Genomic DNA, 21592 nt, shown 5'->3' on the forward strand with positions numbered 1-21592 from the left:
TTTGGCGCGATACGTTAAACTATAGGTTTGCAGCCACATGGGCGGCGCGTGGACGCCGCCCCCAAAGCGAGACATCATGACCGTATCCATCAAAACACCGGAAGACATCGAAAAAATGCGCATCGCCGGCCGCATGGCCGCCGAAGTGCTGGAGATGATTGGCGAGCACGTCCAGCCGGGCATCAGCACCGCAGAGCTCGACAAGCTATGCCATGACCACATTGTCAATGAGCAAAAAGCGATCCCCGCCTGCCTGGGCTACCGCGGCTTTCCCAAGTCTATTTGCACATCTGTCAATCATGTGATTTGCCACGGCATTCCCTCTGAGAAAAAAATTCTCAAAAACGGCGACATCATCAACATCGACGTCACCGTAATTTTCGACGGTTACCACGGCGACACCAGCAAGATGTACTTTGTGGGCGAAGCGGCGCCACACGCGAAACGCCTGGTAGAAGTCACCCAAGAGTGTCTCTACAAAGGCATCGAGCTGGTTAAACCCGGTTGTCGATTGGGTGATATCGGTGAAGTCATTCAAAAACACGCCGAAAAAAATTACTATTCAGTAGTGCGCGAATACTGCGGCCACGGCATTGGCACCGTGTTTCACGAAGAACCACAAATATTGCACTACGGTAAAGCCGGTAACGGTATGGAACTCAAAGAAGGCATGACCTTTACCATCGAGCCTATGATCAATGCCGGCAAAGCCCAAACCAAACTAAAACGCGACGGCTGGACAGTGGAAACCAAAGACGGCCGGCTGTCGGCGCAGTGGGAACACACCCTGGCGGTCACCGCCGACGGTGTTGAAGTGCTAACCGCCCGTACCGAGGAGTCTTTCTAATTCATGGCCGCTGAGAGCCTGCCCTACTTTACTCGCCCCCTCTTTTTCTTTGATCAAAGCCGATTCCGCAAGGCGCTTGCCAGCCAACCGGTGATTGGCGTTTTTAAAGACGCCATCACTGCCGCCAACGCGCAGTTCGATGTACGCTTTAAAGAAGGCGAAGACATTCGAGCGCTGATTCACGAGCGCGCCCTTTTCGTCGATTGCATACTGCACTACGCGTGGCATCAATTTGAATGGCCAGAAGGCATTAGCCTGGAAGCGGTAGGCGGTTACGGACGCTGCGAGCTGCACCCACATTCCGACATTGATCTACTCATCCTGCTTGACGAAAAAATCGAAAGCCAGTGTAAAGATAACCTCGAACGGTTTCTTACCTTGCTGTGGGATATCGGCCTTGAAATTGGTCACAGTGTTCGCACTATTGCCCAGTGCCTTAAAATTGCCGAGGAAGATATTACCGTTGCCACAAACTTAATGGAATCGCGCACGCTGGTGGGCGACGCCAACATGCGAGTGGAATTGGAAACCATCAGCACCGAACGCAATTTATGGCCTGCTGATAAGTTTTTCATTGCCAAATTTGAAGAGCAAACCGCGCGCCACCAAAAGTATAAAAACAGTGAATACAACCTGGAACCAAATATAAAAAATGCGCCCGGTGGCTTGCGCGACATTCAAATGATCGCCTGGGTTGCCAAACGTTATTTTGAGGTGCGCACACTGAAGCAACTCGACGGCAAAGGATTCTTCACCGAGGAAGAGTTTACCCTTTTACAAAATGGCGAAGAGTTTCTATGGCGCGTTCGCTACGGCCTACACATGGTCGCGGGGCGCCCGGAAGAACGACTTTTGTTCGACCATCAGCGTCAGCTCGCCAGTTTATTTGGCTACAAAGACAACGACGAAAGCCTGGCGGTCGAGCAATTTATGCATAAGTATTACCGCTTGGTTATGTCCCTGCGTGAGCTCAACGATGTTCTTCTGCAATTTTTGTACGAAGCTATTTTGCAGCGCGGCGTCAAGAAAACGGTTACGCCGATAAACGAGCGTTTCCAGCGGCGCGACGACTACATTGAAGTCACGCACATTTATGTCTTTGAAGAGTCACCTTCAGCCCTGCTGGAAATTTTTGTGTTGATGGCACAACACCCAGAGATTAAAGGCGTGCGCGCCTCTACAATTCGTCTGATGCGCGAAGGCCGACATCTAATCGACAAGCGCTTTCGCAAAGACCCGGAAAACCAACAACTGTTCTTACAACTGTTCAGCTACCCCAGCGACTTGGTGGAAATACTCAAACGCATGACGCGCTACGGCGTTCTGGGTTTGTACCTACCCGAATTTGGCCGAGTCACCGGACAGATGCAACACGATCTTTTCCATATTTACACAGTGGATGCACACACATTACTGCTGGTGCAAAATCTCTGTAACTTTTTACAGCCGCAAGCCAAAGAAGACTACCCTGTAGCCTGGCATGTAATGCGCCGACTGCCCAAGGTAGAAACGGTATTAATAGCCGGACTTTATCACGATATTGCCAAGGGCCGTGGCGGCGACCACTCGGAACTCGGCGCCGTTGACGCGCAAGATTTTGGCGAGCGCCATAACCTGTCGCCCCGGGAAACCCGACTTATAAGTTGGCTTGTTGAAAAGCATCTTTTAATGTCGGCGGTATCGCAAAAACAGGACATTTCCGACCCGGATGTTATTCATAACTTTGCACTAATTGTCGGCGATCAAGTTCATTTGGATTACCTTTACGCGCTGACCGTTGCCGACATTAACGCCACTAACCCCGACCTCTGGAACACCTGGCGCGCCAGCCTAATGCGCACCTTGTACCTGGAAACCAAACGCGCCCTGCGCCGTGGCTTAGAAAACCCAATTGACAAACAAGACTGGATTGAAGAAACCCAGGAAGGCGCCATTTCACGCCTGAGCCGGCACAACATCAACGCCCAGCAGTGTCGCTCGGTTTGGGAAGATGTCGATGAGGACTATTTCTTGCGCGAAAGCGTGCAGGACATTGCCTGGCATACCGAGGCCATTATTCAGCAAGAGGATTCCAGCAAGCCCTTGATTTTAATTCAGGAAACCTCGAGCCGCGAGCTCGAAGGCGCCACGCAAATCTTTGTTCGCGGTAAAGGCCGCGATAAAGTTTTTGTCACTATGGCCGCGGCGCTCGATCAATTGAACTTAAGCGTTCAGGATGCTCGCATTTACAGTTCGAAATCTGGGTTTACACTCGATACATTTTTTGTGTTAAACCAGGATGGCGAACCCCTAGGCACAGACCCGGCCGTACTGCAGCGCATTCACAAAACACTGATGTCTGAACTGGCGCAAATGGACGACGAACAAAAAACCAACTCGCGCCGTACACCGCGCCGACTCAAACATTTCACCATGCCGACACGGACGATTATCCGCAACGATATCGCCAGCGGCTACACACTGCTTGAAGTTATCAGTCCCGACCGACCCGGCCTACTCGCCTGCATCAGTCGAATCTTTATGGAGTTTGATCTGCACTTGCAAAACGCCAAAATTGCCACCTTAGGTGAGCGCGTCGAGGATATTTTTTACATTACCGACAACCAGGATCAACCGCTGGCGGACCCTGAATTGTGCCAGCGTTTGCAAAAAGAAATCTGTCGCCAACTGGATGATCGGGTTGATCAAACAGCGGGTTACTAACCGACTTGAACAGTTGAAAGAAACACCATGAACCCAGATTTACAGCAGTTGCACCCCTACCCCTTCGAAAAATTGGCGAAGCTAAAAGAGGGGGTTACACCACCGTCACAGCTCGAGCATATTGCCCTTTCTATTGGCGAGCCCAAACACGAGCCCCCAGCGTTTGTTTTGCAATCCTTTAAGGATAACCTGCAGCGCTTTGCCAACTACCCGGCCACCAAAGGTATGCCGGAGTTACGCGAAGCTATAGCGCGCTGGGCCACAAAGCGCTTTGAACTGAGTATGCCTTTATGTGCCGAGCAGCAAGTTCTCCCGGTAAACGGTACCCGCGAGGCGCTGTTTGCTTTTGCGCAGGCTGTGGTCGATCGCACGCAAAACAATCCACTGGTGGTCAGTCCCAATCCGTTTTATCAAATATACGAAGGTGCCGCATTTTTGGCCGGCGCAAAACCTCACTTTTTAAACTGCACAGCGGACAATCAGTTTATTCCCGATTTCGACAGCGTTCCCGACAGCGTTTGGCGCGATTGTCAGTTGCTTTATATTTGCACTCCGGGCAATCCCACAGGCGCGGTGATTAGTACAGAGCAGTTTCAACAATTAATCCAACTCGCCGATCAGTTTGATTTCGTTATTGCTTCAGACGAATGCTACAGCGAGCTGTACCAGAACGAGGATACGCCCCCGCCGGGCTTGTTACAGGCGGCAAAGGCCATGGGAAGAAATGATTTTTCCCGCTGTGTGGTTTTCCACAGCCTGTCGAAACGATCTAACCTACCCGGATTGCGCTCTGGATTTGTCGCCGGCGACGCCAGCTTACTGAGTTCGTTTTTGCAGTACCGAACCTACCACGGATGCGCCATGCCAGTACCCAACCAATTGGCCAGTGTGGCGGCCTGGAATGACGAGGCGCATGTACTGGCAAACCGCGACGCCTATCGACGCAAGTTCGACGCGGTACTGAACGAGCTCAACGGCTGCCTTGAGGTCAGTAGACCCGAGGCCGGCTTCTACCTTTGGCCTAAACTGCCCATCAGTGGTGAAGCCTTTGCACAAAAACTTTTCGCCGACCAAAACGTGACCGTATTGCCAGGGGCTTATTTATCGCGCGAGGCAGATGGCATCAACCCCGGCGCAAACTATGTCCGCATGGCACTCGTCGCCACTGAGGCCGAGTGCATAGAGGCGGCGCGCCGTATCCGTCAATGCGTGCAATCCCTATAACGGCGAGCCCTTATGAGCGAGTTAAAAAATCTCAGCAAAGCTGAGCGCGTCAGCTACATACAACAAACCCTGGATGAGCTGTACCCGGAGACGCCTGTGCCACTGGATCACTTCGACGCATACAGCCTACTGGTGGCTGTACTCCTTTCGGCGCAGTGCACGGATGAACGAGTAAACCAAATTACCCCCGCGCTGTGGCAAGTTGCCGACAATCCCTATGACATGGCCAAAGTACCCGTCGAGGAAATCCAGGCTGTCATTCGCCCGTGTGGATTATCGCCACAAAAATCAAAAGCCATATCGGTGCTGTCACAACGCCTGGTCAATGAATACGGTGGTCAGGTGCCGGCTGATATGGCCGCACTAGAGAGCCTACCCGGGGTTGGCCACAAAACCGCCAGCGTGGTGATGGCGCAAGCATTTGGCGTGCCGGCCTTTCCGGTGGATACCCATATTCATCGCCTGGCCCAACGCTGGGGGCTGACCAATGGTAAAAACGTCGTGCAAACCGAGAGGGATCTCAAGCGCCTGTTCGCCGAAAACCATTGGAATAAGTTACACCTGCAAATAATTTTTTATGGCCGCGAGTACTGCACAGCACGCGGTTGTGATGGACGCGTCTGCCCTATTTGCCGAACCTGCTACCCGACCCGCAAGCACGCCAAAAAAGTTCATAAGCCTTAGGCAACACTGGCCGACACTGGTAGCCAGCTAAATATTCAGAGGCGCCGCAGCTCGTGTTAGAATAGCCGCCCATTTTGAAATGCAAGATCAGCACTGCGCGATCGTGAGAGGAGTACGCTATGAGTGAGGTAACACTCTACGGCATTAAAAACTGTGACACCGTGAAAAAAGCCCGTAAATGGCTGGACCAGGCCGACGTCGCCTATCACTTTCACGACCTGCGATCCGATGGACTTAGCGAACGGCAAGTGCAAGGTTGGTTGGCGGCGGTTGGCACCGACACTCTGATCAACAAGCGCTCCACTACCTGGAAAGGCCTCAATGACATTGAAAAAGCGCAAGCATTACAGGCCGACAGTGCTACCGCGATACTGCTGAACAACCCAACATTAATTAAACGACCGGTGCTTGAATGCAACGGTAATGTGCATATTGGCTTTAAGGCCGAGCACTATCACACTCTCTTTTAATAGTAAGCAACAGGATTTCCCATGACTGACTTATACAGCGTCGGACTCGGCGTCGGCACCCAAAACAGCAAAGGTGAATGGCTAGAAGTTTTTTACCCAGCCCCACTGCTCAACCCAGATGCCGCCACTGGCGCCGCTATTATTGAAGCGCTCGGCGCGCAAGCGGGCAACCAAACCATCGCGCTCGACAGTGCCCAAGCCGACACTCTGGCCACCGCCCTTAGCAAGGCAGGTAACACCGAGCAGGCCGCCGTCGCCGCAAAGCTGGCCACCAGTGAACGTCCACTGGTAGCGACTATTCTTGCCAACGACGACGCGCCCACTAATGTGCCCGAAGGTTTCCTCAAGCTGCACCTTATTTCCCATCGCATGGTTAAGCCTCACGGCACTAACCTCAACGGCCTATTTGGCGCACTGAAGAACGTTGCCTGGACCAACCAGGGGGCCATCGACTTAGACGAGCTGCCAGAGCGCCAACTGGAGGCCCGCCTAAACGGTGAACTGCTGGACGTTGCCTGCGTGGACAAATTCCCCAAAATGACTAACTACGTCGTGCCAGCTGGCGTTCGCATTGCCCACACTGCGCGCGTGCGTCTTGGCGCTTACCTGGGCGAAGGCACCACCATCATGCACGAAGGCTTTGTTAATTTTAACGCCGGCACCGCGGGGCCGGGCATGATTGAAGGGCGTATCTCTGCAGGCGTATTTGTTGAGTCCGGGTCAGACTTAGGTGGCGGCAGTTCCACCATGGGCACTCTGTCAGGCGGCGGCAACATTATTATCAGCGTAGGTAAAGAATGCTTGTTAGGCGCCAATGCCGGTACCGGCATCCCGCTGGGCGACCGCTGCACCATTGAATCTGGCCTGTACATTACCGCAGGCACAAAGGTCACATTGCTCGATGACAAGGGTGCCGACGTAGAAGTGGTAAAGGCGCGCGACCTTGCCAACAAATCTGATTTATTATTCCGTCGCAATTCCAACAACGGCCGCATTGAGTGCCTTACGAACAAGTCCACCGTACAGCTGAACGAAGAGCTGCATAAAAACGCATGAGTATTTTTGGTCAACGCAATAAAAACCGGCCAGATGGCCGGTTTTTATTTTTCTCGCTATAGACCGACTATTCAGCCGGCATCGACAATCGAAACGGAAAACGCTGCTGATTTGATTCAGTCACAAGCGTTAACAACAGTTCATCAGGCATCGCCTTTAAGGGCAACTTGATAGAAGACTCTCCAAACATAGAATGAAACTCGGCCGCATCTGTGACCGACTCCCCATCTTTTAGCCCCTCAATGGCGACCACCGATGACAAATCGCCCGCGTAAGATAGATACGCTGCACCCGCCTCAAGCTTGCTGAGGGTAAGCTCGAGGTCACTACCGCGCCAACCGTCGCCTAACTGGAATGGCATGCTCTGCTGTTCGGTACTCACAGGCAAACTTAACATCACATAACCAACAAGCTCTTGCAACGCATCGGGCTTTAGCTCGCGATCGCGCCAGTCAACCCTTGCTTTTACCCAGCTGCTATCCTCATCTTTTTGATAAACACCGTTCATCCACATACCGCCATCCAACGCAAAAGACAGCGCAGACGATATTTCGGTGTCGATATTCTCTCCGGAGCCTGTCACCAGAGATTCAACGACAAACTGACCCGAACTCAATAAACTGGTGATGGGAAGATTGAATTCCAAAAACAATTCGCCGGTAAAGCGTGTGCCAAAATGTTGGCTACTTGAGGCCTCGTAAACCGCCAGGCGCATTGGGCCAATATCATTTTCAGCAATCGGTTTATTCCACCCATAAGTTACCTCGGGCGCATTCCCGGTATAAATATTTTGCCAGCTCTTCTGCGACCACTCTATCGGCTCTCTGGCGAAGCTGTAATCAGTGTCACTGTCCGGCTCAGGAATAATACTATCCACTACAAATTCGTAACGCTCATGTTGAACTTGTTTTGCCAAAATTACATTCACAGAAGCAACTTCACCTTTAATATCGACATTAGCAGTCTGTCCCTGACCGAAAAATGCACCACCCCACATCGCACCACCACTTTCCAGTGGCTGGCCTGCACTGTTTAGCGCGGCAACGTGTAATAATTTGCCCGGTTCACCCTGATATTGATAACTGATGGCATTGGGGCCCGCCTGGGTAAAGCGCAGACTAAAACCGTCCCGTTCAATGGTCTGACCTGCCAGAGGCTGCTGCAAGTTAATCGTTTCTACATCCAGAGTCAGTGGGTATTCGATATAACCGCGCAGCTGGTCCACATCGCTCGCGCTCGCGTAAGGTCGCAACACGTAGGTCGCCTTTGCGTTAACTCGCATTCCACTTACCGATTCACCGTCTACATAGTTGCTGTAGGAAATCGCCTGGCCAATATCAACCGCCTCCCGGTTTGTATCTGTTCCGCATTCAACAACGAGTAATAAGCTGTTGCCTTGAGTGTCTACAATATCCGTCAGCACCATCGTCGCCGCTGCACCGCGACTGGGTAAATTCGGTAAGTCATAGCCGCGACTTTCAAGATTTATCATCACTTGCTGCTCTGCGTTAACCTCGAGCGATTGCACACCTAACTGAAAGGGGCCTGCGCTGGTGCTGAAATAAAAGAACGGATCGGATTGTGCTGCGCTGCTGTCGTTTAGTTTAAGTGAATGCATGGAAGTTTGCGCATATACCGGTGGATTATCATCAATCTCTTCGGCAACCTCGGCGGGCCCGCTACCGCCAGCCGAAATGCTGCCGCTGAACATTGAATTGACCCACTGAGAAACTTCCGTACGCAAGTTTTTATCAAAGCGCACCGCTGCCTGCAAACCACCTTCGGTTCGCCTTACGCTAAGCCTGTCGTAGAATTTCAACGTTTCCGGATAATTGGCCTCGGCCGTAGCGCGCATATCCGCTAAGCGCTCATCAAACGACGTCTTGGCCTGATCAAGAAAGTCCCGGTTGACACTTTCGAGCAACAACTGAAACTCCACCCCCGGTGGCAATACCACCGACTCCACTCCCAGGTACACGCCGTCGGCGGCGGAAGCGGCCTCGCCCATACCGCCCAGCATCATACCCGCCAAGCCTGACACGGAATGACCGATGTTCTCTGGCGCAAAGATCGCAGCGGATACCAATTGCGATTCGCTCACGGCAAACCAGTGCTTAACCCGTTCGCTGACCGGGGTATTCTGCGCAATTCGCTCAAGTACGAGAGCAACGCGCTCTACATCACCGACCACGACGAGATTTTCCGACACAAAAGCCCGGATTAACTCACCCTTTTCACAGCTTGCCGCGTCCACCATTCGAAACACCGCGCCGTCACTGAGCGACTGCTCCACCTCGTAGCGCTCTGCTAGCCAGGCTTGCAAACGCTCGGCATCAAAACGACCACTGGCCAGCAACACGCTGCCCGGCTTGTCATCGGCGACGTAGCCTGCCAGCCAAAGCATATCCACGTCCGCGCGCACGTTAAGCCCGGCGCGCGCCAGCGAATCTAATAGCCCGTCCCCGACAGGCAGCGAGTTCAGGTCGACCCGATCGCCGGACAATCCCTCCAGTGCGTTGACTCGCCGCACATCTACACGCGCAATCGCAAAGCTGTCTTCGGTGACCATGGCGGTTCCCAGAGCTTGATCGCCCGCACTCAGCTCACCGATTTGCCACAGCGGCCGGGTAAACCACAGGGCGATAATAATGCCGCCGATCACCAGGTTGGCGGCAAAGCCCAGGCCAATATAAAAGCCCTTGCGAGACTTCTGGCGGACTTTCGATGGCTCGGGTTGAGGAGAGCTCGCGTCAGTTTGGGGCGACGCCTGTGCGGGTGCTTCTGGATAGGCCGTTGTACCTCCTGAAGGCGAGTCAGAAGGCGATTTCGACTCTGGTTGGGCCGCGGTGGCAGGATCGCCCTTAGCTTCAACCATGCCCGGCTCGTCGGGCACGATGTCGAGCACGGCACCTGCTTGGGCAAAGGCACGCTGCCATTTATTAGCATCGGCTTCGGTACTCACGCGCTTGAGGGTTACCGCCTTAGCGGGAAACAACTTTGCCTCAACCTGCGCTTCATCAAGTTTCAGCAATTTGGCTAAATTTGCCACGGCTTGCGGCTTATCAAAGCCCTTCGCCAGCACACCCCTGAATACCAGCTTACGCATGTCCCCTTCCCCTATTGATAACCGTTGCTATATTCGCGCCATTGCCAACACATTCAATAGCCTGCTCGCCAGTCACTTTTACGTAATCGGCCCAGGATTGCAAGCCATCGGCCGGTTGCGAACACGCCTGCGATAAACGACAAATCACAGCCCTCTACTTGGCCGCCCAAACTCGGTATAATCGCGCTCTTATTTCGTTATCATCTTTTAGGCACAGGTCAGAAAGTCCATGGATAAAACGTACCAGCCCCAAGCCATTGAATCTGAATGGTATAAAACTTGGGAAGAAAAAGGTTACTTCAAACCCCAAGGGGGCGAACAACCTTACTGCATTATGATTCCTCCACCGAATGTGACAGGTAACCTGCACATGGGACACGGATTCAACAATGCCGTCATGGATGCCATGGTCCGCTACCACCGCATGCAGGGCGATGACACCTTGTGGCAGATGGGCACCGACCACGCCGGTATCGCCACCCAAATGGTCGTGGAGCGCCAGCTCGCTGCAGAAAATATAAACCGTCACGACCTGGGCCGGGAAAAGTTTCTGGAGCGCGTTTGGCAATGGAAAGAAGAGTCTGGCGGTAATATTACTCGCCAGCTGCGCCGCCTGGGCTCATCGCTGGACTGGTCGCGCGAGCGCTTCACCATGGACGATGGCCTGTCCGACGCGGTAAAAGAAGCATTTGTGCGCCTGTACGACGACGGTCTGATATACCGCGGTAAACGTCTCGTTAACTGGGACCCAAAATTGCACACCGCCATTTCCGATGTGGAAGTGGAAAACCACGATGAGAAAGGTCACCTTTGGCATCTGCGCTACCCACTGGCCGACGGCGCCACCACCTCTGAAGGTAAAAATTATCTGGTGGTTGCCACCACTCGCCCGGAAACCATGCTGGGCGATACCGCCGTTGCCGTGCACCCCGAAGACGAACGCTATCAGGCACTGGTCGGCAAAGAGATTCTTTTGCCTTTAGTCGGACGACGCATCCCGATCGTCGCCGACGAGTATGTTGAACGCGAGTTTGGTACCGGCTGTGTGAAGATCACCCCAGCCCACGACTTTAACGATTACGAAGTGGGCAAGCGCCACAACATGGCCCTGATCAATGTGCTGGATCACTCCGCGCATATTCTGGCGCAAGCGCAAGTTTTTCATATTGACGGTTCGCTGCGTGACGATCTGGACACCCGCTTACCCGAAGCCTACGCCGGCCTCGACCGCTATGTTGCGCGCAAGCAAATCGTTGCCGACTTAGACGCACAAGAATTGCTGGATAAAATTGACGACCACGCCCTTAAAGTACCGCGCGGTGACCGCTCCGGTGTTGTTATTGAGCCGTGGCTTACCGACCAGTGGTACGTAAGCACCAAGCCTTTGGCAGAGCCGGCCATTAAGGCGGTGGAAGATGGCGACATACAATTTGTGCCCAAGCAATACGAGAACATGTATTTCTCCTGGATGCGCGACATTCAGGACTGGTGTATTTCTCGCCAGCTCTGGTGGGGGCACCGTATTCCCGCCTGGTACGACGACAGCGGCAAGGTTTACGTCGGCCGCGATGAAGCCGAGGTGCGCGCCAAGCACAATCTGGGCGAGACGGTTAACCTCAAGCAAGACGACGATGTACTGGATACCTGGTTCAGCTCGGGCCTGTGGACGTTCTCAACGCTCGGCTGGCCAGAACAGACCGAGTTTTTGAAAAAATTCCACCCCACCGACCTACTGGTAACCGGCTTCGACATTATCTTCTTCTGGGTAGCGCGCATGATTATGATGACCATGCATCTGGTAAAAGATGAAAACGGCCAGGGCCAGATTCCGTTTAAAACCGTTTACGTTCACGGCTTGGTACGCGACGCGCAAGGCCAGAAAATGAGTAAATCCAAGGGTAACGTACTTGACCCATTGGATATCATTGACGGTATTGATTTAGAAAACCTGGTCGCGAAACGCACTAAGGGCTTAATGCGCCCGAAAGACGCGCCTAAAATTGAAAAGCAAACCCGCAAAGAATTTCCCGCAGGCATTGAAGCCTACGGTACCGATGCCCTGCGTATGACGTTCTGCTCGCTGGCCTCTACCGGTCGCGATATCAAGTTCGATATGGGCCGCGTTGAAGGTTACCGCAACTTCTGCAATAAAATGTGGAACGCCACCCGTTTTGTTTTACAAAACACCGAAGCCGAAGACTGCGGGCAAGACGGTAGCGACAACTACGAGTTGTCACTGGCCGACCGCTGGATTATCGGTCGCCAGCAACAGGCCGAAGCCAACATGCGCGAAGCGCTCAATACCTATCGTTTGGATTTGGCCACGCAAGCCTTCTACGAGTTTTTCTGGAACGAGTACTGCGACTGGTACCTGGAACTTTCCAAACCCGTTCTGTGGGATGAAAACGCCAGCGCCGAACAAAAGCGCGGCACTCGCCGAACCTTGATTCGCGTACTGGAAACCAGCTTGCGCATGGCGCACCCGCTGATTCCGTTTATTACCGAAGAAATCTGGCAGCGTATTAAAACTCTGGCCGGTCAGAGTGGCGAGACCATCATGCTCGCGCCCTACCCTGAAAGCGACCAGAGATTAGTCGACGCCGAGGCCATTGCCGATATCGAGTGGCTCAAGGGGGTTATTGTCGGAGTGCGCAATATTCGCGGCGAAATGAACATCGCCCCAGGCAAGGCCATACCGCTCTATATGCAGCAAGGCAACAGCGAAGACCAAGCCCGCCTCGAAGCCAACCGGGTGTTTCTGCAAAAGCTTGCCAATTTGGAGAGTATTACCTGGCTCAACAGTGGCGACGAGGCCCCTCTGGCGGCAACCGCTCTGGTGGGCAAGCTGGAAATACTGGTACCTATGGCCGGCCTTATTGACGTAGACGCCGAAAAGGCTCGCCTTAATAAAGAGCTGGAGCGCTTACACAAGGAAAAAGGCCGCATTGCCGGCAAACTGGGCAATGCCAATTTCGTCGACAAGGCGCCCGCCGCCGTGGTTGATAAGGAGAAAGCCAAGCTCGCCGATTACACCAGCAGTATTGAGGCGCTGTCCGAGCAACTCAAAGCCATTGAAGCAATCGCCGATTAGTCATCGGCAGAGCACCGCAAAAAAAGCCAGGGGTTACCCTGGCTTTTTTATACCCGCCGATTTATTTCGGCAATATACCGCACCCGCCCTCCCCTTCAAATCGCTCCCACAAGACACAACAAGGCACATCAGCAAGCGTCACAAATTTGTCGTTTAAGCTCCCCAGCGCCCTGCCGATAGCCAAACGTCATAAGTCCATCGGGAAATATGCAATTACCTCCCTTATTCCCCATGGAAATAACCATTTGTTCAGTTTTTCATCAAATCCATAGCAAAATGATTAGTTACAGCTATTTTCAAGTGCAGTTTTCGGTGGCAGAATGCGCTCCATGTTTGAGAAGTTCATCACACTTGTTGAACAATTAACCAGATTAACTTGCTGCCCAATGTTCACAAGACCACTGGCAGCCACTGATGAAGACGGACTATCGCCATGAAGAAATCACTGTTTGTAGCTGCAATTGTTGCCCTGACCTCTGTACCTGCTTTGGCCTGTGAAATGCCACAAAACAAGCCAGCGATCCCCGATCCGACCACAGCGGTTACCGCGCAAATGGTGAAAACCAACAACGAGGTGAAAGCCTACGTTCGCGCCACCGAAGACTACCTGTCTTGCGCGAAGCTGAGCTCTGCTGACGCCCGTAAAACCGAAGACGAATTGCGTGATTACGCCGATGCGTTCAATAAGACCATCCGCGAATTCAAAAAACTGAACAGTTAGTAGTAGGAGCCTCGCGCTCCAGCCCTGTCGTGTTGTAAAGCTCTAAGTTTTTGCCCCGCTTTTGCGGGGCTTTTTTTTGGCTGGAATTTGGGGTACGGGGTACGGGGTACGGGGTACGGGGTACGGGGTACGGGGTACGGGGTACGGGGTACGGGGTACGGGGTACGGAATTGTAGCGCTGTAATAGTCAATTTACAGCACATTAAAGATCTATAACCACATAATATTCCATATTTTGGACATATGAATAATAATAGCTAATGTGCTATATTAGATACTCTATATGTATATACACATATTTTGTTCCATTTTTGTCACTTACCAGGTAACGCGAAGAGTATGATAAGTGCCTCAGATATTGGCGAGCGGTTAAAACAGGCCCGTCTCAACCTTGACCTTACTCAGATGGAGGCGGCTGAGCGCGCGGGTGTGACCCGTAAAGCGGTGCTGAATGCGGAAAAGGGCAAGGCCACCCTAGAGGTTTTTGTCGCCATAATGCTGGCACTGGGCCTGGAGGCTCAACTCAATAGCTTTATGCCCCCGCCTCCGGTGTCGCCTGTACAACTGGCCAAACTGCAAGGCAAAAAGCGCAAACGGGCCTCAGGCACGCGCAAAGAGAACGACGAGGAGCCCAACACATGGTGACAGAAGTCGTCGCGGTTACCTATTGCGAGTCGGGCCACAATCATGATGTTGGCGCTGTGAGCTTTGACACCGACACTGGTCTCGGTGCGTTTGAGTACAGCCAAAGCTTTATCAACACCGGCATAGAGCTGTCGCCTTTGAAAATGCCTCTGGCGCCGCGCATTTACACCTTTGCCGAGCTGGACTTTCACACCTTTAAGGGCTTGCCCGGGCTTATTGCCGACTCCTTGCCTGACGACTTTGGCAACGCCGTGTTAAATGCATGGGTGGCAAGCCAGGGCAAAAAGACCGCCGACATTACACCACTGCAACGGCTGCAATACACTGGACGACGCGGCATGGGAGCGCTGGAATATCACCCTGCCACACGTTTAAAAAGCCTCAACGCCTCAACCGCGGTTGAAATAGAAACGCTGGTTGCAATCGCACAAGAAATACTAGACCAACGCGAGGAATTTCGCGTAAACCTGCAACACGATGGCAGCGATGAACGCGAGGCCATGCTCGCCCTTCTGTCCGTTGGCATGAGTGCCGGCGGCGCACGGCCCAAGGCGGTACTTGCGTTTAACCAGGACTTTACTCAGGTGCGCTCGGGCCAGGCACGCGTCCCCGAAGGCTTTAAGCACTTCATTATGAAATTCGACGGTGTCAGTGAACACAACACCGACCGCGAAACCTTTGGCGACCCAATGGGGTTTGGCGCCATGGAATATGTGTATTACTTAATGGCTAAAAATTGTGGCATACAGATGATGCCATGCCACCTCATTGACGAAGGTGACAGGCGCCATTTTATTACCCAGCGATTTGATCGCGACGGCAACGACAAAATACACGTACAAACCCTAAACGGGCTCGCCCACGTCAACTACAAAGTACCTGGTTCGTTTTCTTACGCCGAGCTGTTTCAGGTTGCGCGCCAACTACAGCTGCCCGCGGAAGACGCCGACCAACTGTTAAAGCGTTTAATATTTAATATTGTTGCGCGCAACCATGACGACCACGCCAAAAACTTCGCCTTCACGCTACAGGCCAACAACTGGCGCCTCGCCCCCGCCTACGACATGGCCTATAGCTACAAACCCGGCAGCCGCTGGGTCAACAGCCACTGGATGAGTTTGAATGGCAAGCGCGATCATTTCACCCGCGATGACCTGCACAGTTTAAGCAAGATAAGCCGTTTATTTGCCCACAAGGTGATTGATCGAACTCTCGAGCAAACCTGCGACAATCTTCGTCAGTGGCGAAAACTTGCCACCGAACAAAACGTACCGCAAGGACTCATAGAGGAAATAGAGGCAAACTTTCGGCTGGATTGGTAGGTTTCGGGCAACGGGCAACGGGCAACGGGCAACGGGGAGCGATTAAACAACAACTAAACCCGCAGTGGCGAAAAATGTCTCTCGCAAAGGGGGAGCCTCCCCAGTAAACAGGTCAGCCCTCAGTAAACCACGATCGGGTTCGGTTAACAAAAAAGACCAGCGACAACATAACCGGCACCTCTACTAGTACACCCACCACCGTGGCCAATGCAGCGCCTGAGTGCAAACCGAATACCGATATGGCCACAGCGACGGCAAGCTCAAAAAAGTTAGACGTACCAATTAGGCAGGCGGGTGCAGCGACATTATGGGGAAGCTTTAAAAGCTTAGCGCCGCCGTAGCCGATTGCGAAAATACCGTAGGTTTGAATTAACAAAGGAATTGCAATAAGCACAATGGTTTGAGGTTGCTGCAAAATAGTTTGAGCCTGGAAGCCAAACAGCAGTGTTACCGTACCGAGCAACCCCACCACCGACCAAGGCTTAAGGGTATGCATAAAACGGTTTAAACGCTCCCCATCACCTACCGCCTCAAGACGCCTGCGGGTGAGAACACCGGCCAGCAGTGGCAGCACCACATACAACACCACCGAGAGCACCAGCGTTTCCCATGGTACGGTAATATCACTGACGCCCAACAACAAGGCCGCAATCGGGGCAAAGGCAAACACCATTACAATGTCATTGACCGACACCTGCACCAAGGTGTAATTCGGATCACCTTTGGTGAGCTGACTCCAGACAAACACCATAGCCGTGCAAGGCGCTACCCCCAGTAATATCATACCGGCGATATATTCGTTGGCGCTTTGCGGGTCTACCATTCCTGCGAAAAACACTTTAAAGAACAGCCAGCCTAAGGCCGCCATGGTAAACGGCTTAATCAGCCAATTAATTATCAGTGTTAGCAGCAAACCCTTGGGCTTTTTTCCCACATCTTTAATTGCGCTGAAATCGATTTGTACCATCATCGGGTATATCATTACCCAAATCAGTACGGCCACCACCAGGTTTACATGTGCCCACTCAAGGGACGCAATCCAGGCAAATTGCTCTGGAAGAAAGTTACCCAGCAATACGCCCGCCACAATGCACAAACCAACCCAAACGGATAAATAGCGTTCAAATATACCCATTAGTAATGCCTCGTTAGCGGGGCGAAATAGATAGGTAATCTAGCGATCACCATTGCTTGGTAGCACTGGCACTAACAGTAAACACCGACTTAACCGCATCAACCAATTCAATTTGCTCTTTGGTGGGCTCGCCCTCTATACGTGAGACTTTATCGAGCATATCCAAAAGTGATTGCTTGTGATTCGGTTTAAACTGATCAATGCTTGGAGCCAATATATTTTTAACCTCAGCAGGAAGATTGGAAACATCACTGAGCAAATAGGCCGAGGCCGAGAACAGCTCAGAAGCCTCCTGGTTTGTAATGTTAAATTCGTCTGTAAAGATGGCGACCGCCTCATACTTTTGCTCGCGGGTAACGACGCCGTCCAAGTGGACTGAACCGACAACAAGTGCGGCAGCTGCCTCCATGGGATTGGTTAGGCAATGAATAGGTTTGGCGCCGTATTTTTTTGCCCAGGCTCTGCGGCGAGCCCAGTAAAATGGGTTAAAAGCGTTGAGATCTAACCCGGATTCTTGCAGCCGGTACAGCGCCCAAGCCAATCCGCCAATAGCGGTCAATGCCGCGATAATAATATGCATATTTCGTCCCCTTTTTATTGGTAATTCAATCTATTCCTGGCAATACAGATATCAAATGTCTTTCTAAACCAATCTAACGACCGAACCGTGTCGCTCTTTGCTCTTTCTGGTAAATTTTTTCAAAAGCACCAAGCACACGTTTCGCTAAAAATTGGGGGGATTCGATTTTCAGAAGCGATCATATTAGTGGCGGCCTGTCTGAAGCCTTCGTCGAAGAGCAGTTCACGCAGTTGCTGTTGCGACTGTATATTATCTAGATTTTACGTACTGGTAAGGTCGAGATTAATCGCCCCACGACCCTAATAACCAAACACCCAAAACACGACGCCCCCTATCCAGGCCTACTGATCGCACGAGGCTTCAAACAAGAGTTACTACGTGCGTACGGCACTAGCCCGACAACCCAAACTAGAATGGATGCTTTTATCATACTTTACGCCCCAATTACGGCAAACAATCCCCTCTGCTACCAATATTAGCATCAAATATTGCGCAAATGTTAGCCACAAAGAGAACGGCGTAAGCCAACAAATGACATTTGTCATATTGAGCTCGTGACAAAGATGACTATTTTTTGTTCGGTCATTAGGGATAATGGATACAAAGCGGAGGCAACTATGCATCAGTCCATTAATAAGCCCTTAGTCCAGGTAAAAAATCTCAACAAATCATTTGGCGATGTCGAGGCATTGATCGATGTGTCTCTGGCCATTAGCGCCGGCGAAATTGTTGCGCTTCTGGGCGCTAATGGTGCCGGTAAGACCAGCTTGATAAACCATCTGCTGGGCAGGCTCAGGCCGAGCTCAGGCGAGGTTTGGATTAATGGCAACAAACCCGGCAGCATGGCCGCCCGCCAGAGTATCGGTGCCATTTTGCAGGCGACTCAAATGCCCGGCACCCTTACCGTTCAGGAACACTTAACACTGTTTCGCAGCTACTACACCAGCCCCATACCGCTTAATCAGGCACTGGCTACCGCAGGGCTAACGGACCTTGTAGATCGACGTTTTGATACCTTGTCCGGCGGGCAAAAACAAAGGCTGTTTTTCGCCATGGCCATTTGCGGCCGCCCCGACATAGTATTACTGGACGAGCCGACCGTAGGCCTGGATGCCGAGTCGCGGCGCGATTTTTGGACGTGTATTCGTACACTGCGCTCGCAAGGCACAACCGTTTTGCTCACAACACACTATCTGGAGGAAGCCGATGCTCTGGCTGACCGGATACTACTGCTCGCAGAGGGTTCACTTATGCACGAGGGCACTCCTGAATCCATAAAGCAGCAGCTCGGAGGCAAGCGCATTCGCTTTCGCACAACCGCCAATACAGCACATATTGGCGAGCTACTTCCCGGGCATACGGTTACGGAATATGGCGACTATATTGACGTTATTGCCCCGGACGAAGTCGCCACCTTGAAGGTTCTGCTAAGTGCACCGTTAGATGTGCGCGATTTATCGGTTGAACCCGTATCACTTGAAAGCGCCCTGATGCACCTCTCACAGAAATTTGCGGGCAACCAAAAACCCGCTGCCGCCCCCGTGCAAGAATCAGAGCAACAATCAGAACAAGAGACAACCAAGGAGGCCGCTCGATGAATACATTAGTGTCAGTACCCATCGCTCGCTTGGCAAATATTTACTGGCTTGAGTCCCGCACCGAGCTTATCAAAAACCTTCGTATACCCGCCTTTGCGATTTCGAGCATTGCATTTCCCGTAATGTTCTATGTATTTTTCGGACTGATCTTTAACAGGGATGGCATGTCCGGTGATATGCCAGCGTATATGCTGGCGACTTACAGCGTATTTGGGGTAATTGGCCCCGCCCTATTTTCATTTGGTGTGGGCGTATCAGTAGAGCGGGATCAGGGCTGGCTAGCGCTTAAGCAATGCAGCCCCATGCCCATTTCAGCCTACTTTGTGGCAAGGGTTTTTAGCGCTCTGGTTTTCGGGCTCGCGATTGCATTAATCTTATTTGCACTGGGTTACATATTTGGCAATGTGTCTATGTCACCCGGGCAGTGGACACTGACACTGGTGATACTGTTACTGGGAAGCCTACCATTTTCCGCCATTGGCTTATGGCTGGGGCTGTCACTCAAAGCACAAGTGGCGCCCGCAGTGGTTAACCTAATCTACCTACCCATGGCCTTTCTGTCAGGACTGTGGCTACCGATTCAATACTTCCCCGAAATCCTGCAAAAAGCAGCGTGGCTAATGCCCGCGTTTCACCTATCGCAACTGGTTCTATCGGTACAGGGGCTGAGCCTGGGGTTTAATAGTATTTTGCATATTCTGATTATACTGGTGACGTCCGCTGTATTTCTGGGCCTGGCCTTTAGGGCATTTATCAGGCAATCGATTAACTAATAAGCGCCAACCTTAAAACCTAAGCTACCAACAGGAAAATAGCAATTACCGGATACGCATTTTAGCCGGGGCACTATTTCCATTAAAAAACTTGCGAGAATATAGAAAAAACAAAGCGCTAAATATAAGCCCGAGACATCACCGCCATCGTATATAAGCGTTAGAATAACGGCGAAAAGGTGTAGAGCACCGTCGCATAACGAAGATCAATGACCTTTGCGAACGCGCCATCGAAGGGTTCGAATTTGTAACCGTAGCGTTTAAACGTCATAGTCAAACCAATGGCCAATCGACCGGGTATTTTTGGCTCTTAGCAAAGCCATCGAATACCGAGCCTATTGGCCGTTGCTTACGCTACTGCTCTGGATTGCGTTCCGCCTCTAGGTCGGCCGATAGCTCTGCAGCGATTGCCTGAATTTTGGGAAGCGCATTTTGAACCAGGCCTTGGGACATCTGCATTGAATCCTGCATAACGATAGGCATTTTCTGCAAAATCGATTGACCGGTTGGGGTTTTGTAGAAATTCAACATATCGGTAATTTCAGCTTCGTTAAAGTTTCGATCGTAAATGTCAACCGCAATGGGCCGCATCTTCTGCCAGCTGACTTCTTCTTTCAAAACAGCCGTCATTTTTCGGTAGTATTCATCAAAAATAGGTTTTTCACTGGGTGTTATTCCCATCTCAGTGGACATATTTTGCATCATAGATTCCATCTGGGAGTACATTGCATCCACCATGGAATCCATATCCATCACATTGACAAGCTCCATCAACTTTTCACGCTTTGACTCTTCCGAGGCATGCAAGCCAGATGACATCAGCAGCAAAGCCAGTATTATTATTCTCATGTAAATCTCCATTGGGTTTCAAATTAATCCATTTTGGATGTGTAAATTAGAATCTAGAGTTTACAGGATACGAATCAGAAAAACTGCCGGCGTGATTGATCTATAGATATAGCAAGTTGACTATTGCGCCAATTTTTCTTCTAACGCCATTTAGTCAATGAATAAAATGACAAGTATCAAAGCGCTCACCAAACTTTGTATATATAGTACCGCCTACTATCGCCCTCTATTGGAGTCCACTTTTCATAGGAGCCAACAATTTCTAGCCGAACCTTGGCCTCCTCAAGTATCCGTCGGGCTTGGGCTTGATGATCGAGGGACCCCATCCAACCGCAGCTAAAATATGCTGAAAAATGATCTTCGGTTTTATAACCAGGCACATCCGGAGTAGCTAAATCTATAACAGGATCAATATACGACGGCACTGTCAACGGAATATCTGTTAACTTTGCACCTCCCGATACGGCAAGCTCAGGAACCGCCATTTGTACTTGGGAAGTACTGGCGCACCCCACTAACCCTAAGAATATCAATAACACCAAAGCTAGTTTAGGCAACGTAACCTCCCGTTGAATCATAGACAACAATGTTATTCTAGCCTATTTAAAACGGAGTGTTGGACACTCGATCTACCGGCCACTTTAAAAAAGCGACAGAATACGAAGCTCGCTGCCATAACGCTAGAAGAACCCGTAAAAACGTCAAGGACATCCACCAATCAGACATAAATGTCCTGTATTTGTACTTCTATCTCCGGCAAGTCATATTTTGCACTGGAAGCACCAAAC

General features: G+C 51.6%; 17 protein-coding genes. 12 read left to right on the forward strand and 5 right to left on the reverse strand.

All coding sequences use genetic code 11. The annotated features are described in order from the left end of the window. The first annotated feature begins 76 nt into the window (after window positions 1-76). The 6 genes from map to dapD all read left to right on the forward strand — a co-directional run bounded on the left by map (window position 77) and on the right by dapD (window position 6984). On the forward strand, window positions 77-847 hold the full coding sequence (gene map, locus QWI17_RS08110) for a type I methionyl aminopeptidase (protein ID WP_302722014.1): 771 nt from the start codon (window positions 77-79) through the stop codon (window positions 845-847). Window positions 848-850: 3 nt separating this feature from the next. Next, window positions 851-3550 carry a [protein-PII] uridylyltransferase gene (locus QWI17_RS08115; protein WP_302722015.1) on the forward strand — a complete coding sequence of 900 codons (2700 nt, stop codon included), beginning with the start codon at window positions 851-853 and terminating at the stop codon, window positions 3548-3550. A 27-nt stretch (window positions 3551-3577) separates the two neighbouring features. Next, the gene (gene dapC, locus QWI17_RS08120) at window positions 3578-4774 is read left to right on the forward strand and encodes a succinyldiaminopimelate transaminase (protein WP_302722016.1); all 1197 of its coding nucleotides are present in this window, start codon (window positions 3578-3580) and stop codon (window positions 4772-4774) included. Between the two features lie 12 nt (window positions 4775-4786). Continuing rightward, on the forward strand, window positions 4787-5458 hold the full coding sequence (gene nth / locus QWI17_RS08125; protein ID WP_302722017.1) for an endonuclease III: 672 nt from the start codon (window positions 4787-4789) through the stop codon (window positions 5456-5458). 119 nt (window positions 5459-5577) lie between these two features. Then, a complete protein-coding gene (locus QWI17_RS08130) occupies window positions 5578-5928 on the forward strand; it encodes an ArsC family reductase (protein ID WP_302722018.1) in 351 nt (116 codons plus the stop codon). A 21-nt stretch (window positions 5929-5949) separates the two neighbouring features. Then, complete coding sequence (dapD, locus tag QWI17_RS08135; RefSeq protein WP_302722019.1) at window positions 5950-6984, forward strand: 2,3,4,5-tetrahydropyridine-2,6-dicarboxylate N-succinyltransferase; 1035 nt, start codon at window positions 5950-5952, stop codon at window positions 6982-6984. A gap of 67 nt (window positions 6985-7051) precedes the next feature. Here dapD and QWI17_RS08140 read toward each other — a convergent pair whose 3' ends face one another. Further along, on the reverse strand, window positions 7052-10090 hold the full coding sequence (locus QWI17_RS08140) for a hypothetical protein (protein WP_302722020.1): 3039 nt from the start codon (window positions 10088-10090) through the stop codon (window positions 7052-7054). Between the two features lie 229 nt (window positions 10091-10319). On the opposite strand from QWI17_RS08140, the gene QWI17_RS08145 reads away from it, so the two are divergent. The 4 genes from QWI17_RS08145 (at window position 10320) to QWI17_RS08160 (ending at window position 15869) form a co-directional block, all read left to right on the forward strand. Beyond that, entirely contained in the window at window positions 10320-13181 is a 2862-nt protein-coding gene (locus QWI17_RS08145; protein ID WP_302722021.1) for a valine--tRNA ligase, read from the forward strand. Between the two features lie 433 nt (window positions 13182-13614). After that, on the forward strand, window positions 13615-13902 hold the full coding sequence (locus tag QWI17_RS08150) for a hypothetical protein (RefSeq protein ID WP_302722022.1): 288 nt from the start codon (window positions 13615-13617) through the stop codon (window positions 13900-13902). A 339-nt stretch (window positions 13903-14241) separates the two neighbouring features. Continuing rightward, complete coding sequence (locus QWI17_RS08155; RefSeq protein ID WP_302722023.1) at window positions 14242-14547, forward strand: helix-turn-helix transcriptional regulator; 306 nt, start codon at window positions 14242-14244, stop codon at window positions 14545-14547. Further along, the gene (locus QWI17_RS08160; protein ID WP_302722024.1) at window positions 14541-15869 is read left to right on the forward strand and encodes a type II toxin-antitoxin system HipA family toxin; all 1329 of its coding nucleotides are present in this window, start codon (window positions 14541-14543) and stop codon (window positions 15867-15869) included. The genes QWI17_RS08155 and QWI17_RS08160 overlap by 7 nt, the downstream gene beginning before the upstream one ends. Before the next feature lie 112 nt (window positions 15870-15981). Here QWI17_RS08160 and arsB read toward each other — a convergent pair whose 3' ends face one another. Further along, window positions 15982-17004 carry an ACR3 family arsenite efflux transporter gene (arsB, locus tag QWI17_RS08165; RefSeq protein ID WP_302722025.1) on the reverse strand — a complete coding sequence of 341 codons (1023 nt, stop codon included), beginning with the start codon at window positions 17002-17004 and terminating at the stop codon, window positions 15982-15984. A gap of 46 nt (window positions 17005-17050) precedes the next feature. Then, the gene (locus QWI17_RS08170; RefSeq protein WP_302722026.1) at window positions 17051-17584 is read right to left on the reverse strand and encodes a tellurite resistance TerB family protein; all 534 of its coding nucleotides are present in this window, start codon (window positions 17582-17584) and stop codon (window positions 17051-17053) included. A 617-nt stretch (window positions 17585-18201) separates the two neighbouring features. Here QWI17_RS08170 and QWI17_RS08175 point away from each other — a divergent pair. Beyond that, a complete protein-coding gene (locus QWI17_RS08175) occupies window positions 18202-19182 on the forward strand; it encodes an ABC transporter ATP-binding protein (protein WP_302722027.1) in 981 nt (326 codons plus the stop codon). Continuing rightward, window positions 19179-19955: an ABC transporter permease gene (locus tag QWI17_RS08180; protein ID WP_302722028.1), complete on the forward strand. Its 777-nt coding sequence runs from the start codon at window positions 19179-19181 to the stop codon at window positions 19953-19955. The genes QWI17_RS08175 and QWI17_RS08180 overlap by 4 nt, the downstream gene beginning before the upstream one ends. A gap of 354 nt (window positions 19956-20309) precedes the next feature. Here the strand turns inward: QWI17_RS08180 and QWI17_RS08185 are convergent, their stop codons facing one another. After that, window positions 20310-20804 carry a DUF2059 domain-containing protein gene (locus QWI17_RS08185; protein WP_302722029.1) on the reverse strand — a complete coding sequence of 165 codons (495 nt, stop codon included), beginning with the start codon at window positions 20802-20804 and terminating at the stop codon, window positions 20310-20312. A 185-nt stretch (window positions 20805-20989) separates the two neighbouring features. Next, window positions 20990-21361, reverse strand: a complete 372-nt coding sequence (locus QWI17_RS08190; RefSeq protein ID WP_302722030.1) for a hypothetical protein — start codon at window positions 21359-21361, stop codon at window positions 20990-20992. Between the last annotated feature and the right edge of the window lie 231 nt (window positions 21362-21592).

The organism is Gilvimarinus gilvus (assembly GCF_030518155.1).
In the GTDB taxonomy this organism is placed as follows: domain Bacteria; phylum Pseudomonadota; class Gammaproteobacteria; order Pseudomonadales; family Cellvibrionaceae; genus Gilvimarinus; species Gilvimarinus gilvus.

Coding starts and splice junctions, on each gene's coding strand:
- dapD (WP_302722019.1), top strand. CDS start 5,950: ATGACTGACTTATACAGCGTCGGACTCGGCGTCGGCACCCAAAACAGC.
- QWI17_RS08115 (WP_302722015.1), top strand. CDS start 851: ATGGCCGCTGAGAGCCTGCCCTACTTTACTCGCCCCCTCTTTTTCTTT.
- map (WP_302722014.1), top strand. CDS start 77: ATGACCGTATCCATCAAAACACCGGAAGACATCGAAAAAATGCGCATC.
- QWI17_RS08170 (WP_302722026.1), bottom strand. CDS start 17,584: ATGCATATTATTATCGCGGCATTGACCGCTATTGGCGGATTGGCTTGG.
- QWI17_RS08150 (WP_302722022.1), top strand. CDS start 13,615: ATGAAGAAATCACTGTTTGTAGCTGCAATTGTTGCCCTGACCTCTGTA.
- nth (WP_302722017.1), top strand. CDS start 4,787: ATGAGCGAGTTAAAAAATCTCAGCAAAGCTGAGCGCGTCAGCTACATA.
- QWI17_RS08160 (WP_302722024.1), top strand. CDS start 14,541: ATGGTGACAGAAGTCGTCGCGGTTACCTATTGCGAGTCGGGCCACAAT.
- arsB (WP_302722025.1), bottom strand. CDS start 17,004: ATGGGTATATTTGAACGCTATTTATCCGTTTGGGTTGGTTTGTGCATT.
- QWI17_RS08185 (WP_302722029.1), bottom strand. CDS start 20,804: ATGAGAATAATAATACTGGCTTTGCTGCTGATGTCATCTGGCTTGCAT.
- QWI17_RS08155 (WP_302722023.1), top strand. CDS start 14,242: ATGATAAGTGCCTCAGATATTGGCGAGCGGTTAAAACAGGCCCGTCTC.
- QWI17_RS08145 (WP_302722021.1), top strand. CDS start 10,320: ATGGATAAAACGTACCAGCCCCAAGCCATTGAATCTGAATGGTATAAA.
- QWI17_RS08175 (WP_302722027.1), top strand. CDS start 18,202: ATGCATCAGTCCATTAATAAGCCCTTAGTCCAGGTAAAAAATCTCAAC.
- dapC (WP_302722016.1), top strand. CDS start 3,578: ATGAACCCAGATTTACAGCAGTTGCACCCCTACCCCTTCGAAAAATTG.
- QWI17_RS08130 (WP_302722018.1), top strand. CDS start 5,578: ATGAGTGAGGTAACACTCTACGGCATTAAAAACTGTGACACCGTGAAA.
- QWI17_RS08140 (WP_302722020.1), bottom strand. CDS start 10,090: ATGCGTAAGCTGGTATTCAGGGGTGTGCTGGCGAAGGGCTTTGATAAG.
- QWI17_RS08180 (WP_302722028.1), top strand. CDS start 19,179: ATGAATACATTAGTGTCAGTACCCATCGCTCGCTTGGCAAATATTTAC.